This is a genomic window from Paenibacillus sp. FSL K6-1318 (genome assembly GCF_037976905.1).
GTDB lineage: Bacteria > Bacillota > Bacilli > Paenibacillales > Paenibacillaceae > Paenibacillus > Paenibacillus amylolyticus_A.
In genome coordinates this window covers 3,785,897-3,801,146 of sequence record NZ_CP150270.1, presented here as the reverse complement: position 1 = coordinate 3,801,146, position 15,250 = coordinate 3,785,897, and the positions used below count along the sequence as shown (strand labels likewise).

Annotated in this window: 12 protein-coding genes; 11 read left to right on the top strand and 1 reads right to left on the bottom strand. The window is 48.5% G+C overall.

Annotated elements, in window-relative coordinates:
• The first annotated feature begins 3 nt into the window (after nucleotides 1-3).
• From NYE45_RS16600 to NYE45_RS16555, 10 genes are all read left to right on the top strand, one after another.
• Entirely contained in the window at nucleotides 4-1,245 is a 1,242-nt protein-coding gene (locus tag NYE45_RS16600) for an alanine--glyoxylate aminotransferase family protein (RefSeq protein ID WP_076331621.1), read from the top strand.
• Nucleotides 1,239-2,834 carry a gamma-glutamyltransferase gene (gene ggt, locus NYE45_RS16595; RefSeq protein WP_340013245.1) on the top strand — a complete coding sequence of 532 codons (1,596 nt, stop codon included), beginning with the start codon at nucleotides 1,239-1,241 and terminating at the stop codon, nucleotides 2,832-2,834. The genes NYE45_RS16600 and ggt overlap by 7 nt, the downstream gene beginning before the upstream one ends.
• 60 nt (nucleotides 2,835-2,894) lie before the next feature.
• Nucleotides 2,895-4,217 (top strand): 5'-deoxyadenosine deaminase, encoded by a 1,323-nt coding sequence (locus NYE45_RS16590; RefSeq protein WP_062834805.1) that lies wholly within the window; start codon nucleotides 2,895-2,897, stop codon nucleotides 4,215-4,217.
• A 30-nt stretch (nucleotides 4,218-4,247) separates the two neighbouring features.
• On the top strand, nucleotides 4,248-5,540 hold the full coding sequence (locus NYE45_RS16585) for an XdhC family protein (protein ID WP_340013244.1): 1,293 nt from the start codon (nucleotides 4,248-4,250) through the stop codon (nucleotides 5,538-5,540).
• Nucleotides 5,512-6,153, top strand: coding sequence for a nucleotidyltransferase family protein (locus tag NYE45_RS16580; RefSeq protein ID WP_340013243.1), 642 nt, complete (start codon nucleotides 5,512-5,514; stop codon nucleotides 6,151-6,153). The genes NYE45_RS16585 and NYE45_RS16580 overlap by 29 nt, the downstream gene beginning before the upstream one ends.
• A gap of 129 nt (nucleotides 6,154-6,282) precedes the next feature.
• Complete coding sequence (locus NYE45_RS16575; protein ID WP_340013242.1) at nucleotides 6,283-6,495, top strand: hypothetical protein; 213 nt, start codon at nucleotides 6,283-6,285, stop codon at nucleotides 6,493-6,495.
• Nucleotides 6,443-7,357, top strand: coding sequence for an FAD binding domain-containing protein (locus tag NYE45_RS16570; protein ID WP_340013241.1), 915 nt, complete (start codon nucleotides 6,443-6,445; stop codon nucleotides 7,355-7,357). The genes NYE45_RS16575 and NYE45_RS16570 overlap by 53 nt, the downstream gene beginning before the upstream one ends.
• Before the next feature lie 33 nt (nucleotides 7,358-7,390).
• Nucleotides 7,391-9,829: a molybdopterin cofactor-binding domain-containing protein gene (locus tag NYE45_RS16565; RefSeq protein ID WP_340013240.1), complete on the top strand. Its 2,439-nt coding sequence runs from the start codon at nucleotides 7,391-7,393 to the stop codon at nucleotides 9,827-9,829.
• Nucleotides 9,826-10,344, top strand: a complete 519-nt coding sequence (locus tag NYE45_RS16560; RefSeq protein WP_340013239.1) for a (2Fe-2S)-binding protein — start codon at nucleotides 9,826-9,828, stop codon at nucleotides 10,342-10,344. The genes NYE45_RS16565 and NYE45_RS16560 overlap by 4 nt, the downstream gene beginning before the upstream one ends.
• A 362-nt stretch (nucleotides 10,345-10,706) precedes the next feature.
• Nucleotides 10,707-13,286, top strand: a complete 2,580-nt coding sequence (locus NYE45_RS16555) for a X2-like carbohydrate binding domain-containing protein (protein ID WP_340013238.1) — start codon at nucleotides 10,707-10,709, stop codon at nucleotides 13,284-13,286.
• Nucleotides 13,287-13,366: 80 nt separating this feature from the next.
• Here the strand turns inward: NYE45_RS16555 and NYE45_RS16550 are convergent, their stop codons facing one another.
• Nucleotides 13,367-14,011, bottom strand: a complete 645-nt coding sequence (locus NYE45_RS16550) for a YitT family protein (protein ID WP_340013237.1) — start codon at nucleotides 14,009-14,011, stop codon at nucleotides 13,367-13,369.
• A gap of 121 nt (nucleotides 14,012-14,132) precedes the next feature.
• Between NYE45_RS16550 and NYE45_RS16545 the strand changes: the two genes are divergently transcribed.
• The gene (locus NYE45_RS16545; protein ID WP_340013236.1) at nucleotides 14,133-14,651 is read left to right on the top strand and encodes a GNAT family N-acetyltransferase; all 519 of its coding nucleotides are present in this window, start codon (nucleotides 14,133-14,135) and stop codon (nucleotides 14,649-14,651) included.
• The last annotated feature ends 599 nt before the right edge of the window (nucleotides 14,652-15,250 follow it).

Here is a 15,250-nt window from a genome sequence, read left to right as displayed (position 1 = left end):
CAGATGTCCAACTATAAAGAGTTATCTCCGTCCTTGCGGACCATTATGACCCCGGGACCCGTTGAGGTTGATCCACGCGTACTCAGAGCATTATCCTTTCCGATCCTGGGTCAGTTTGACCCGGAGTTCACATCCTTGATGAACGAGACGATGGCGATGCTGCGTGAGTTATATATGACAGACAACGAGTGGTGTTATCCGGTAGATGGTACATCCCGTTCAGGCATTGAAGCTGTATTGGTCAGTCTGATCCAGCCAGGTGACAAAGTTCTCGTCCCAATCTACGGTCGATTCGGACATCTGCTGGTTGAAATCTCGGAACGCTGTGGTGCCGAGGTTGTCTTTTTTGAAACGGAATGGGGAACGGTATTTGATCCCGAAGAGGTGATCAAGGCGATTCATACCCATAAACCGAGTCTGGTTGCGATGGTTCACGGTGAAACTTCCACCGGACAGATGCAGCCCCTTGCCGAGATTGGCAAAGCCTGTCGCGAGCTTGATATTTTACTCGTTGTAGATGCTGTGGCAACCATTGGCGGCACACCAGTGGAGACGGATGCATGGCATCTGGATGCGGTGATGGGCGGCACGCAGAAATGCCTGTCCGTTCCTTCAGGGATGGCACCTCTCACGTACAACAGTCGTGTGGAGCAGAAACTGATGAGCCGCAAAACCGTTGAACGCGGACTGCGAGATGCAACCAGTGCGCGGGCAGAAGGCCGCACCATTGCCAGCAATTATTTTGACTTGAGCCAATTGCAGGATTACTGGAGTTCCGCACGGTTGAACCACCATACGGAGGCCACCTCCATGCTCTACGGTCTTCACGAAGGGTTGCGCATTCTGCTGCAAGAAGGGTTGGAGGCCAGGTTCCAGAGACATCGGGTGAATGAACGTGCGTTGGTCGCCGGAATTCAGGGAATGGGATTGCAGTTGTATGGGGATATGTCCAGTAAACTTCCGGTGGTCACTTGTATCACGATTCCTGAGGGGATCGATGGCGAGTCGGTGCGCAGCATGTTGCTGAACGATTTCAGCATTGAGATTGCCAGTTCATTCGGACCGTTGAAAGGACAAATCTGGCGGATCGGTACGATGGGATTCAGCTGCCAACGCAAAAATGTACTTCATGTGCTCGGAGCATTGGAAGCTGTTCTTCTCCGTCATCGTCATGTGTTACCAGCAGGTGAAGCGGTGCAGGCAGCGATGGATGTGTATGCAGGGAAGGAGGGCGCCTTATGTTAAACCAAATGCCAATCTCCAGAGAGGTCATGGTCACCACTCCTCATTACCTGGCGAGTGCAGTAGGAAGCTCCATCCTCCAGCAAGGCGGGAATGCTTATGATGCCGCTATTGCGGTCAGTGCAGCACTGGGTGTGGTATATCCGCATATGACCGGACTTGGCGGGGACGCCTTCTTCCTGATTCATGATGGAACGAGCGGTGAGATTACCGCCTATAACGGGAGTGGTCGATCAGCCGCAGGCATTCATGCCGATACGTTCAAAGCGATGGGCATGAATGCCATCCCTCAGCGCGGTGTGCTTAGTGCCATAACGGTTCCGGGAATGGTGGATGCCTGGTGGGAAGTCTGGTCCCGGTACGGAAAGTTACCGTGGGAGCAATTGCTTGAACCTGCCGCGATGTATGCGGAAAAAGGATGCCCTGTATCCCGAAATCTCCGCCTGTGGATGGAAAGGGATGAAGATTTCATACTGGGTCATACACCGCTGCGAGCGGTATTTGCCCCTTCGGGTACACTTTTGCAGGAAGGCGAGCTGCTGATCCAGTCTGAACTTGCTAACTCCATTCGTCTGATTCAGACGGGAGGGCGAGATGCTTTTTATACAGGGGAGCTTGCGGATCGTATGGCTTCGGCTATTCGTGAGGATGGGGGCATGCTTGCACCAGCGGACTTTGCGGGTCATCGGGGTGAGTGGGTGAAACCGGTTAGTACGGGGTATCGTGGCTATGAAGTTCATCAGATGCCGCCCAACTCGCAGGGATTCTCCATGCTGATGATGTTAAATATGCTGGAGCATACGGATCTGTCCTCTGTAGCACGGACCTCACCGGAATTCTATCATCTGATGGCGGAAGTGGTGAAAAAGGCGTTTCGGGATCGTGATCGTTATCTGACGGACCCGGATTTCAGGGACATTCCGCTGGATCATCTGTTATCTAAAGAATACGGAGACCAATTGTGGAATGAGATTCAGTCTGCTCCACCTGTGGCACAGCCGTTTTTGTCCAAAACGATAGGTCAGGACACGGCGTATGCAGCGGTTGTCGATAGCGAAGGCAATGCCGTTTCCTTCATCCAAAGCCTGTATTTTGACTTCGGTGCGGCGTATGTTCCGGGGGATACGGGGGTTATCATGCAGAACCGGGGGTCGTTTTTCTCCTTAGATCCGAGAGATGCCAACGTACTGGAACCGAGTAAACGCTCATTCCATACCCTCATGCCGGGCCTCGTTACACGAGATGGCAAACCTTATATGCTCGTGGGTACGCAGGGAGGCGAAGGTCAGCCACAGACGCAATTATCCGTGCTTACCGGAGTACTTGATTACGGGCTTAACATCCAGGAAGCGATCAGCCTGCCGCGTTGGGTGTACGGACGTACCTGGGGTGAAGAAGGCGATACGATGCGTGTGGAGAACCGATATCATGATGACGTGTGTGCAACCCTTGCCCAGTGGGGACATAACGTTGAAGCCAGAGCGCCGTGGGATGGGATTATGGGACAGTCACAAGGCATTGTCATTCGTGAGGACGGCATGATTAGTGGCGCAGCAGACCCTAGGGGCGACGGTATGGCTATTGGATGGTAACGGCTAGCTGAACACTTTTAAGTTTAACTATACAGACAGACACAGATAGGGGAGATTGGCATGGGAACGATCCTGCTAAAGGGCGCACAGCTTGTGACGATGAATGCAGAAGAGGAAGTGTTCATCGGAGATCTATTGATCGAGGATAACAAAATCAAGGAGATTGCAGCCCACATCGACGTTCAGGCTGATCAGGTCATTGATGCTCGTGGTAAAGTGCTGTTGCCAGGTTTTATCCAGACGCATATTCATCTGTGTCAGACCTTGTTCCGTGGACGTGCGGATGATCTGGAACTGATGGATTGGCTCCGTCAACGCATCTGGCCGCTGGAAGCAGCGCATGATGAGGAGTCCGTCTATTATTCGGCAATGCTTGGACTCGGGGAATTGATCTCCAGTGGAACCACGACCATTCTGGATATGGAGACGGTACATCACACAGACTCGGCGTTTCAGGCGATGGCACAGAGCGGCATCCGGGTCATTTCCGGCAAGGTGATGATGGATCATGGAGACGAGGTTCCCGAACCCCTGCGTGAGAATACAGCGACTTCGTTGCAACAGAGTGTAGATTTGCTGGAGAAATGGAATGGTTTTGGCGGAGGTCGTATTCAATATGCTTTCTGTCCACGCTTCGTAGTATCGTGTACCGAAGAATTGCTGGTAGAGGTGCGCGATCTGTCCAATAAATATCATGTCAAAGTCCATACCCATGCCTCCGAGAATCGCGGAGAGATCGAGCTGGTAGAACACGAACGCGGAATGCGCAACATCGTATACCTTGATCATATCGGTTTGGCTACCCCGAGATTGGTGCTGGCCCACTGTGTATGGCTGAGTGAGGAAGAGAAGGAGATCATCCGCAAGCGCGGTGTCAAAGTCACTCACTGTCCTGGGTCGAATATGAAACTTTCCTCCGGGGTAGCGGATATTCCGGATCTGCTGAATCGTCAGATCGCGGTTGGGATCGGGGCCGATGGTGCCGCGTGCAACAACAATCTGGATATGTTTCAGGAGATGCGCCTCACAGCGCTGATGCAGAAGATTCCTCATGGCCCAACGGTGATGGATGCCCGGACCGTATTGCGCATGGCTACTATGGGTGGTGCAGAGGTGCTCGGCTTGTCCAAGGAAATCGGCAGTCTCGAAGTGGGCAAAAAGGCAGATATGCTGCTGCTGGATCTGGATGATTTCCACACGTATCCTTCCTATGAGACGGATGTCTATTCCCGCGTAGTGTATTCTGCAACACGAAGCTGTGTGGACACGGTGATTATCGATGGCAGCATTGTCCTCAAGAATCGCAAGATTCAGACGATCGATCGTGGCATTGTGCTGCGTGAGTCGGATAAGAGCATTGCGAGGTTAATGAAGCGCATCTGATCGAAGGAAGCTTATGCGATTCCAGAAAGGATGGAGACCGATATGGAGATGCATGATCTGTGTGCAATCGCAGCCCGTAAAACGCGCTGCGTGCTCGCAACAGCGATCAAGGTAGAGGGTCATGCTTACCGTAAGCAGGGAGTCTCTATGCTGTTGACCGAGGATGGCAAAATGTATGGCAGTATCAGTCCGGGATGCCTGGAGAGTGATCTTCAGGCCCGGGTGAGCCATGTGCTGGATACGAAGCAGATCGAATTCGCGGAATACGACATGCGTCCCGAGGATGATGTGTCTTGGGGCGAGACGATCGGCTGCGGTGGACTCGTTGTTGTGTTGCTTGAACCTGTGTGTGGTGAACTCCGACATACTTTGCAGAAGATGCATGAGTGTCTGCAATCCGGGGCTACAACAGCATTAACGCGAATGTTCCAAGATGATTATACGAAGGTTCAATATGGCTGGAAACGGGTTGAGTCTATGGAAACGGGGCAAAAGTCAATTTTGCGTCCTTCGCTCGTCCCTCCTCATGATGTTGTGGCGAATCATAATCGATCGCCATTGCAGGTTGATGTGCAACATAGCAGTGGAAATACCAAGCATGAACATACAACATCAACACAACATTCTCCCGATATACCTCGCCTTATGCTTGTGCCTGAAGTGGCATCTGCTACGTCAAACGGATCACACTCTTCCCATCTATCCGCTAATTCACAACATATCTCTGATGCTGATGCTGAAATAGCGACAAATAACACTGTTTCAACGAATCCCTGGGAGCTTCCGCAGCAACTTACTTCGCTATACACGCCTAAACCTCGCCTGATTATCATCGGAGCCGGGAATGATGTTATTCCTGTTGCCAGACTCGCCCGATCTGCAGGATTCCGAGTAGTTGTAGCCGATTGGCGAGAGTCCTTATGTACCTCGGAACGATTCCCTGAAGCTGAACTTGTACTTGGTTTCCCACGTGAGATTATGCCTCTGTTAAACGTGAACAATCGGGATTATCTGATTCTCATGAGTCACAATTTCCCACGCGAACGTGAACTGCTGGAGATGGTAGTGAACTGTGAGTATGCGTACCTTGGCATCATGGGCTCCAAAACACGAACGGCCCGCCTATTCGATGGTTTACCATCCTTGAAAAATGTACACTCTCCCGTTGGTTTAAGTATCGGAGCTGACGGTCCTGAACAGATCGCCATCAGCATTGCTGCTGAATTAATCGCATGTAAACATAAGGTCTCTTCCTTGAGTTCTGAGGTGCAGAAGGGGAGCGTTGTACATGCGAATGACGGGCATAGTTCTGGCAGCAGGTAAGAGTCGTCGCCTTGGTCGGGATAAACTCTCGGTTGTCATGCCTGACGGGAAGTCACTGGCTGCATGGTCACTGGAAGCTGCGTTGAATTCGGAGTTGGATCAAGTGGTTTGTGTGGTCAAACCGGAAGATTCGTTGGCATGGCTACCTGTAAAATGGTTTGATTCTGCCACGTATGCCTATCATCCTACAGCGAGACTTCGAATTGTGGTCTGTGCTGACTATGCTTTCGGTATGGCAAACTCTCTCCATTCTGGCGTATTGTCCGCCATGGAGTACAAACCGGAGGGCATTCTCATGTTACTAGGGGATCAGCCTTTATTACAAGCACAGGATATCAATCTGGTGACCTCAGCACTTGCTACCCACAAGCTGAGTGACTATGTTGCAGCTACCGACGGTGAGGGAGGTAAACCGCCCGTTGCTTTTCGCTCCCATATGTTCGGCCCTCTGTTGTCCTTGCATGGAGATGAGGGGGCACGTAAGATTATGCGCAGCGCTAACTATTCAGGTGTACATGTACCACTGTCTGAGACTAGTTTCTGGGATGCGGATACAGAACCGGAATTGGAACGCATTCTGAATCATGTATACGAGTCGAAGCAGACAGACTAAATAACAGGAGAAGATTATTAACTATGTATAATTTAATAACATGATCAGGTCAGCCAGGCAGTCTGGTTGGCCTGTTTGTCTTCTTTTAACGTGTAGTAAAAGAGAGCTTGTGTTAGCTTTCGATAGATCATGATGCATCAAGCACAAATGGAACGCAGGTTTTATACATTTATCCAAAACGATGTAAAGGTAATTGACGTTGCTGCTGAACTCTCATATGATTTGAAGAATTATCTGGATCAGACGGTTGAATTTCCTGCCCATGGAAGAGAAGAAAGGGGATGCAGCGATGGTAACACCGGCATACGGTTCTGGAGCCATGCCATCGGTATGGCAGCCTGAGAACCTGCAAGAACTGCAAACATTGAGAAGTAGACTAAAGGGAATGTGTTGTTTCACGGCAGGCGGAACATTGCTGCGAACCCAGTGGGAAGGTGGCTTAATTCCAGCGCCTGAACACATGGTTAGTCTGGGTCGTATTCCTGAAATGAGCGGTGTATCTATTCGTGGAGATGAGCTGGTCATTGGAGCCATGACCCGATTGAAGGAATGTGCCTCACAAGCGTTGCTGCATCAACTGCCGATCCTGCAAGAAGCGGTGAATGCAATTGCTGCTCCTTCCATTCGTAATGTGGCAACCATTGGTGGGAATGTTGTATCCGGAGTGGGTGATACACTGACTGCTTTGCTTGTATGTGATGCGGAGCTGCACTGGTTGACGGACAGTGGCATCGAGATCCGTAGTGTGTCTTCATGGCTTCAAGGTGGACGGGATGGCAGTCGTAATCCAGGGGACGTATTAATCGCGATTCATATTCCGATGAGACTGTCTTCTATGCTTGATGTGAACAGTGAGTACAGACCTGCTGCACGAGAAGTTTCCTTTTATCGCAAGCTGGGTCGACGGGAAACGTTCAGTGCATCGCTGGTGACGGTTGCGTTGTATGGGGAGATTGATTCGGATAACCGCTGGAGCAAGATTGCGATTGCGGCAGGCGGGGGCTCAGGCATGGCGACGCGACTTCTGGAGTCAGAGCAACAGCTTCTTGGTAGCGAAGCTTCTGTTATACAAGCGGCGACTCTCGCAGCTGCTGTAGCTAGCGAATTTACGACGTATGGCGATGCATTCGCAACAGAACATTATCGCAAGCAGACCGCAGGCAACATGCTTGGCGCCGGGCTATGGGAGGCTCTTCGCGAATAGAAGAATGGGATCACACGAAGGGGGAGAGGGATCATGCTGCTGAATCGGGAACAGAGCGGGAAACGCTGGCACCTGCGGCCAGATGGGGCACCCAAAGTAACAGGGCAGCTTCAATATCTGACGGATATGACGCTACCTGACATGATTTATGGCAGAGTATTGCGAAGCGAATATCCACATGCTCGTCTATTGTCTATAGATACTTCGAAAGCTGAGGCGTTGGAAGGTGTCTATGCGGTTCTGACTTCCAAAGATGTGCCTGGACTGAATCGTTTTGGCATTGCGACCCCGGATCAGCCTGTGTTCTGCGAGGATATGGTTCGTTATGTTGGGGATGCCATTGCAGCGGTTGCTGCAGATTCCCCGGAACGTGCGGCCCTTGCGTTGGATGCGATCCGGGTAGTGTATGAGGAACTTACGCCACTGAATAGCACAGATGCTGCAATGGCTCCAGGCGCACCAGAACTGCATGAGCATGGTCCAGGTAATGTGCTGCATCGGACGGAGATCAAACGTGGGGATGCCGAGCATGCCTTTGCCACATGTGATCATATCGTAACAGAGACGTATTATACCCCTCGCCAGATGCATGCGTACATGGAGACAGAAGGTGGGCTGTTTGTCCCGGATGAAGAGGGAAGGCTGAATGTATACGCGGCAACGCAACATGGCTATAAAGACCGGATGCAGCTTGCACGCATTATTGGCTGTCCTGAAGAAGATATCCGAGTGGTGTCTTCACCGATTGGTGGTTCATTTGGTGGGAAAGATGAACTCAACGTACAGCCCTATGGTGCATTGCTGGCCTTAAGATGTGGACGTCCTGTGAAAATGCATAATTCGCGTAAAGAATCCGTGCGTGCAGGTCTGAAACGGCACCCAATGAAAATTGAAATGCAGACCGGCATGAGTAGAGAAGGCATAATTCAGGCGCATCGTGTCCGCATTACAGCAGATACCGGAGCGTACGCCACACTTGGTGCACCCGTGCTGAACTTCTGTACCGAGCATTGCCTTGGACCCTACGCTATTCCTCATGTGGATGTGGAAGGGGTGTCTGTGTATACGAATAACGGGCTGTCAGGTGAGTTTCGTGGATTTGGCGGGAACCAGGCGATTTTTGCGATGGAAGGCCAGATGGATCGGCTTGCAGAAATCATGAACATGGACCCTTGGGAGTTCCGTAGACGCAATATGAGGGAAAAGAATGATCCCGGACCGCTGAATCAAAGGATTTTAGTCACTGATGGATTATCGCAAGTCTGGGAGGCATTGGATCGTTCCGAATTGTGGCAAAAACATCAGCATCCTCCGGCAGATTCTGCTCTGCCTCCATGGATCAAACGCGGAGTTGGAGCAGCCATCGCCATGCACGGTGCAGGGCTGGGTTATGGCATTCCAGACCCTGCGGGAGGCCGCCTGTCCCTGAATAACGAAGGCCAGATCGAGGTGGCGTTCAGCTACGAGGAATTCGGTCAGGGGCTCGTTGCAACGTTGGAAATTATGCTATGTGATCTGTTCCAATGCAGTACATCGGACCTCAGTATCATCATTGGAGACACGGATCGTGTACCACACAGCGGCTCAAGCACAGCTTCGCGTTCAACAACCATGGCCTGGATGGCACTGCAGCGGTTGCAAACTCCATTTCGTTCCCGTGTTCTCACGGTCGCGTCTGAAATGTCAGGCATTCCGGCGGATGAACTGGTAACAGGACCTGGTGGTATATGGCACAAAGGCCAGCTTCCTGCCGACACTTCAGAAGTAGAAACAGATGTGCACAAGATAGGAAAGAGCGAGAAGGAGGAAATGCTTGCGCTGAATGTAGTAGATCAAGATGTTGAATTTGAATGTTCATCTGATCTCTTGGCGAAAGTGGAAGCCCCATCAGGCTTTGTGGTCTCTTATGCTGAACTCGCGATGCAGGGTGAAGCCGATGAATGGATTTTCGATACAAAGTTTGATTACCCAACTACGCCGGACAACGTGGTAGGCGGGCATTATTTGTATACGTACGCGGCGGTTGCGGCAGAGGTGGAAGTGAATACCTTGACCGGGGAAACCAAGCTGCTGGATACACGCCATGTTGTGGCGGCAGGACCGGTCATCAACCCTATGGGCTACATTGGACAGATTGAAGGCGGCAGTGTCATGGCCCTTGGATTTACGTTGACCGAGGATGCGGTCATGCAGGACAGCCGCTATGTAACCACTAACCTCGACACGTATCTGATCCCAACCATTCGGGATATTCATACCAATCTGGAGGTTGAGGCTATTGAGGACTTGCCGGAAGGTGATTCGTTTGGCCCGAGAGGCATTGGTGAGATTGGTTCCGTAGCCCTTGCGCCGGCCATTACAGCTGCAATTCATCAGGCGACAGGCGTATGGGTCAACCGTCTTCCTGTACCGAGAGAACAACTGGTCAGACCTTTAAATGTACCTTTGCAGGAAGGAGTGAGTCCATCATGAGTAAACCACTTGAGAATCACTGGACAGCCGTTGTGAATGGGGAACAAAAACATCTGGAGATTGCGCAAACGACCCGACTTGTCGATGTGCTTCGGACTCATTTGCAGCTGACGGGTACCAAAGTATCGTGTGAAGTTGGTCGCTGCGGCGCATGTATGGTTCTGATGGATGGTGAGCCTGTGAATTCCTGTCTTGTTATGGCTTATCAATGTGAAGGCAGTGAGATTACGACCATTGAAGGTCTGCACGGCGAAGAGATAGGCACTCTGCATCCGATTCAACAGGCTTTTGTAGAGGAAGGTGGTTTCCAGTGCGGCTACTGTACTCCGGGCATGGTGATCTCAACCAAGGCATTGCTGGATGCGCATCCTGAGCCTTCACAAGATCAGATTGAAACAGGACTGTGTGGGAATTTGTGTCGTTGTACCGGATACGGGGGCATTATTCGAGCGGTACGCAAAGCAGGGGAACGTTGTACGCTCACGGAAACATCTACCGAGGAAACCGCAAGTTGAGCCGGGACGCAGGCCGAAGACATAGACGAGGGCAATTGAAGAAACGTACTTGAAAAAGCATCCGAACAGGAATGCTTTTTTTGTTGTTTATCCGATTTTCTGCCAAGTACACATCTAAGGTGAGATGAAGTTTCATACTCTAATTTGATTAAAGAATGAACCGTTTTCGTGAATTTTCAAATCGGATGAGAGAATGGAGGTTTGATGTTCAAAATACTGGTATAAAAGAATTTTCAACATTTAAATTCACCATATATTTACAAAAATTGATGCACATGCTATGTTTACTATGAAAGCGCCATCATGAATGGGTTCATTGACATTTCATTATCATATTTCACTTGGGAAGGAAGATGGAATTGATGAAAAATTTGCTCAAAAAGGCAACCGCAATGATGCTGGCATTGGCCTTACTTCTTGGATTAATGACAGCGCCCGTTCATGCAGACACACCACTGTTCACCATCGAAAGCGAAAATGCGCAGCTCACCCCGGATCTTCAAGTGGTCACTTCAATCTATGGACAACCGAAGCCCGGATTCTCAGGGGCCGGATTTGTCTGGATGCAGAACTCGGGCACATTAACATTCACTGTTACTGTCCCGGAAACCGGCATGTACGCGATCTCCACACGATATATGCAGGAGCTCAGTGCTGACGGAAGGTCTCAAAATTTAAATGTGAATGGTGTTACCAAGGGAGCGTACATGCTGCCTTACACGACAACCTGGTCGGACTTTGATTTTGGCTTCCATAAGCTGAATCAGGGTGCCAACACCATCGAGCTAAAGGCGGGTTGGGGCTTCGCTTATTTTGACACGTTCACAGTGGATTATGCTGATCTGGATCCCCTGAATGTGCAGCCAGTTCTGACTGATCCAGAAGCTACACCGGAAACTCAAATTTTGATGAATTATTTAACAGAGGTTTACGGGAACAACATCATCTCTGGTCAGCAAGAGATCTATGGAGGAGGAAATGACGGAGATACGGAGCTTGAATTCGAGTGGATTCATGATCTTACCGGAAAGTATCCGGCAATCCGTGGCTTTGATTTGATGAACTATAATCCGTTGTATGGTTGGGAGGACGGTACAACCGATCGCATGATTGATTGGGTGAATAACCGTGAAGGTATTGCAACAGCTTCCTGGCATATCAATGTGCCTCGTAATTTCAATACGTATGAGCTCGGGGACTTTGTCGATTGGAAAGAAGCTACCTACAAACCAACAGAAACGAATTTTAATACAGCCAATGCGGTAATTCCCGGTACGAAAGAGTATCAATATGTGATGATGACCATCGAGGATCTGGCAGAGCAATTGCTGATTTTGCAAGATAACGATGTGCCGGTGCTGTTCCGTCCGTATCATGAAGCAGAAGGCAATGGCGGGCTGAACGGGGAAGGCGCATGGTTCTGGTGGGCTTCGGCAGGCGCAGAAGTGTACAAAGAGCTATGGGATCTGCTATATACCGAACTGACCGAAACATATGGCTTGCATAATCTGATTTGGACTTACAACAGCTACGTATACAGTACTTCTCCTGCCTGGTATCCGGGCGATGATCAGGTAGATCTTGTCGGATATGATAAATACAATACGATCTACAACCGTTATGACGGTTTGTCCGGCGTACCCAATGAGGATGCGATTACCTCGATTTTCTATAAGCTTGTTGAGTTGACAGGCGGTACGAAAATGGTTGCCATGACGGAAAACGACACGATTCCAAGCGTGAAAAATCTGACAGAGGAGAAATCAGGATGGCTGTACTTCTGCCCTTGGTATGGCGAGCATCTGATGAGTTCTGCTTTTAATTACCCGGCAACTTTGAAAACGCTTTATCAAAGCGATTATGTCATTACGTTGGATGAACTGCCGAATCTAAAGGTTAACAATCCCAACCCCAGTGCATCCATCACACCTGTAAACGTCGAATTTGACAAATATACACCCAATCAAAGCGACAAAGTCGTAACGGTAAATGCGAACGGAAATACGCTGACTGCTCTTCGGGCAGGCAACAATGCGTTGACCGCAACGACGGACTATACCTTGAACGGAAACACATTGCTGCTGAAAAAAGCTTACCTGGCAAATCTGCCAGTTGGCGAGCATTCGATTGTTCTGGATTTTAATCAAGGTCAGGACCCGGTGTTAAAAGTTAAAATTGTGGATTCAACACCGAGTACGAATGCTTCGATTTCTCCTGTGAATGCAACATTTGATAAAGCGACGAATCCGGCGCAGGATATTAGCGTATCTCTCACCTTAAATGGCCGTCAGCTTACAAGCATCACGAAGGGGAATGCTACGCTTGTATCAGGTCAGAATTATACAGCGTCCAGCTCTGCTGTTGTTCTGAACAAATCCTATCTCGCTACGCTGCCCTTGGGTCAGAATGTATTGACCTTTCACTTCAATGGAGGTAATAACGCTGTGCTTACGGTGAACGTGGTAGATAGCACGGTTACTGTGCCAGCAGGGGATTTGACGATTCAAGCTTTTAACGGCAATACAAGTGCATCCACCAACGGAATCTCACCCAAATTCAAATTGGTCAACTCTGGTAGTTCGGCCATTTCGTTGAGTGATGTAAAACTCCGGTATTACTATACGATCGACGGGGAAGAAGCTCAGAGTTTCTGGTCCGACTGGGCCAGTATGGGTAGTGCGAATGTAACGAGCAATTTCGTTAAACTGGCGACTCCAGTTGCCGGGGCGGATCATTATCTTGAAGTGGGCTTTACAAGTGCGGCGGGAACGCTGAATGCAGGTCAGAGCGCAGAGGTTCAAGCTCGCTTCTCCAAAAACAATTGGACGAATTACACTCAGACTAACGATTACTCGTTCAAGGCAACCGGTAGTCAGTTCACAAACCATGATAAGGTTACCGGGTATGTGAATGGTCAGTTGGTATGGGGAATTGAGCCGTAAGGAACAAGCACGTTTCATGGGCTGGATCAGGGGTTAAACCTCTGATTCAGCCTTTTATTGTGTAGTCGGAGGTATACTCGTTAGACGGAACGTTCTTTTTCACGTTCAGTATGTGACGATGTATCCCTGTCTGTTAATATGCGATCTATTATCTTTTTCGTATGCCCCATGATGAACTGAAGGAGCAGACCTGCACAACATACGGTTAGCAATGTTCCAAGCCCGATCGGCCCACCAAGCAGAAACGCCAGTATCAAAAATACAAAGTAAATCAATGTTCTCGATATAAATAATGGAGTTCGAGTGATTTCGTGCAGAATTAATGTTAAGCGGTCAATCGGAATGGGGGCGAAATTGGTCTGTAAATAGATTGCGGTGCCGATACTTATGATTACTAGACCAATGACAAAAGTCATTAATTTGCTGTACCAAACTTCGGGCGTAATCAAGGAATCGGATACATAAAGCCAGATATCAATCCCCACACCTGTAATAAATGCGGTGATGAGCCCCAGAAACTCGGGTTTTTGCTGCTTCAAAAGCGCATTGCATCCTATTAACAGGAAAGCAATGATGACTTCCCAGCTTCCTACACTTAGCCCTACATGATGGGACAGTCCTACCAGAAGTGCGTCAAATGGTGAAGTACCCAGTTCAGATTGAATGGTAAGGGAAATGCCAAGCGTTAAGATGAGAATACCTGAGACAAAAAGCACATATTTCAATTCATTCAACCTCTTCTTTTATATTATGTTGCAAATACAACAAAGTTAAGTTAGATTCAATGTAATCCTTTTTTATTGCATTTGCAACAATAATTAACTTGCTAAAGGAATGTGATGATAGATGACGATTCGTATAGAGATATGTACCGTAGAACAGGTGTGTGAACTGCAGGAGATCAGTTATGAGACGTTTAATGAAACGTTTAAAGCACAAAATTCACCCGAAAATATGAAAGCTTATCTGGAAAAGGCGTTTAATCGGGAACAATTAGAGAGTGAGCTATCCGTTACAGATTCACAATTTCTTTTTATTTATGTCAACCATAAAGTGGCAGGGTATATGAAGGTGAATATCAATGATGCTCAGTCTGAGAAGATGGGGATGGAATCCCTTGAGATCGAGCGGGTGTACATTAAGAAAGAGTTCCAAAAACATGGGCTGGGTAAAGTGCTGCTCCATAAAGCCATAGAGATGGCAACTGAACATCACAAGAGCAATATTTGGTTAGGGGTGTGGGAGAAAAATGAAAATGCCATCGCATTTTACGAAAAGATGGGGTTTGTACAGACCGGAGCCCATGCCTTTGTTATGGGAGATGAGGAACAGATTGATTTTATAATGACCAAAACGATAATGTGACGGTTCATGTAGGGAAAAGCCTGGGAGGAAATATGCTGAATGCAGCATTCTTTCGGGCTTTTTTATCTTTTGCCAGAAACGATGAATCATAAAGTGAAGAAATTGAAGGAAATTAATACATAATAAATATTATGTAAACTCATTATTTTCGATGACCATCATAAGCTGCATCTATGGCATTTGTAAGAGCTAAAGCCCTGATTAATACATAAATGGCATCAAAATTTAGCCCGATAACAGGGAAGGGAGTAGGTTGTTCTCAAAAATTATCTTTACAATTTATTAGTTCATTTCTGCATTTGGAGAGCCAACCGAAAATCGTTTTCGTTCGTAGTCAGTCAGAGATCGTTACGTTCTTAATAAGCACTTTAGAAGTTGTATATACCTTATGTTAAAAGAACTTATTGCGTAGGAATAAGTATGTGAGTTCACGATGTTGAACAATATGGATTTTTGCATGTTAAATGGGAATTGAAATTAATATTTAAGGTGAACAAATGGACGGATTGCACTCTGAAAACCCGGCGAAAAAGGAGTGAAATCAATCAAAATATAAATTGGATAAATAAGGTAAAAATTGCTGAAAAGGCTCTCCTACG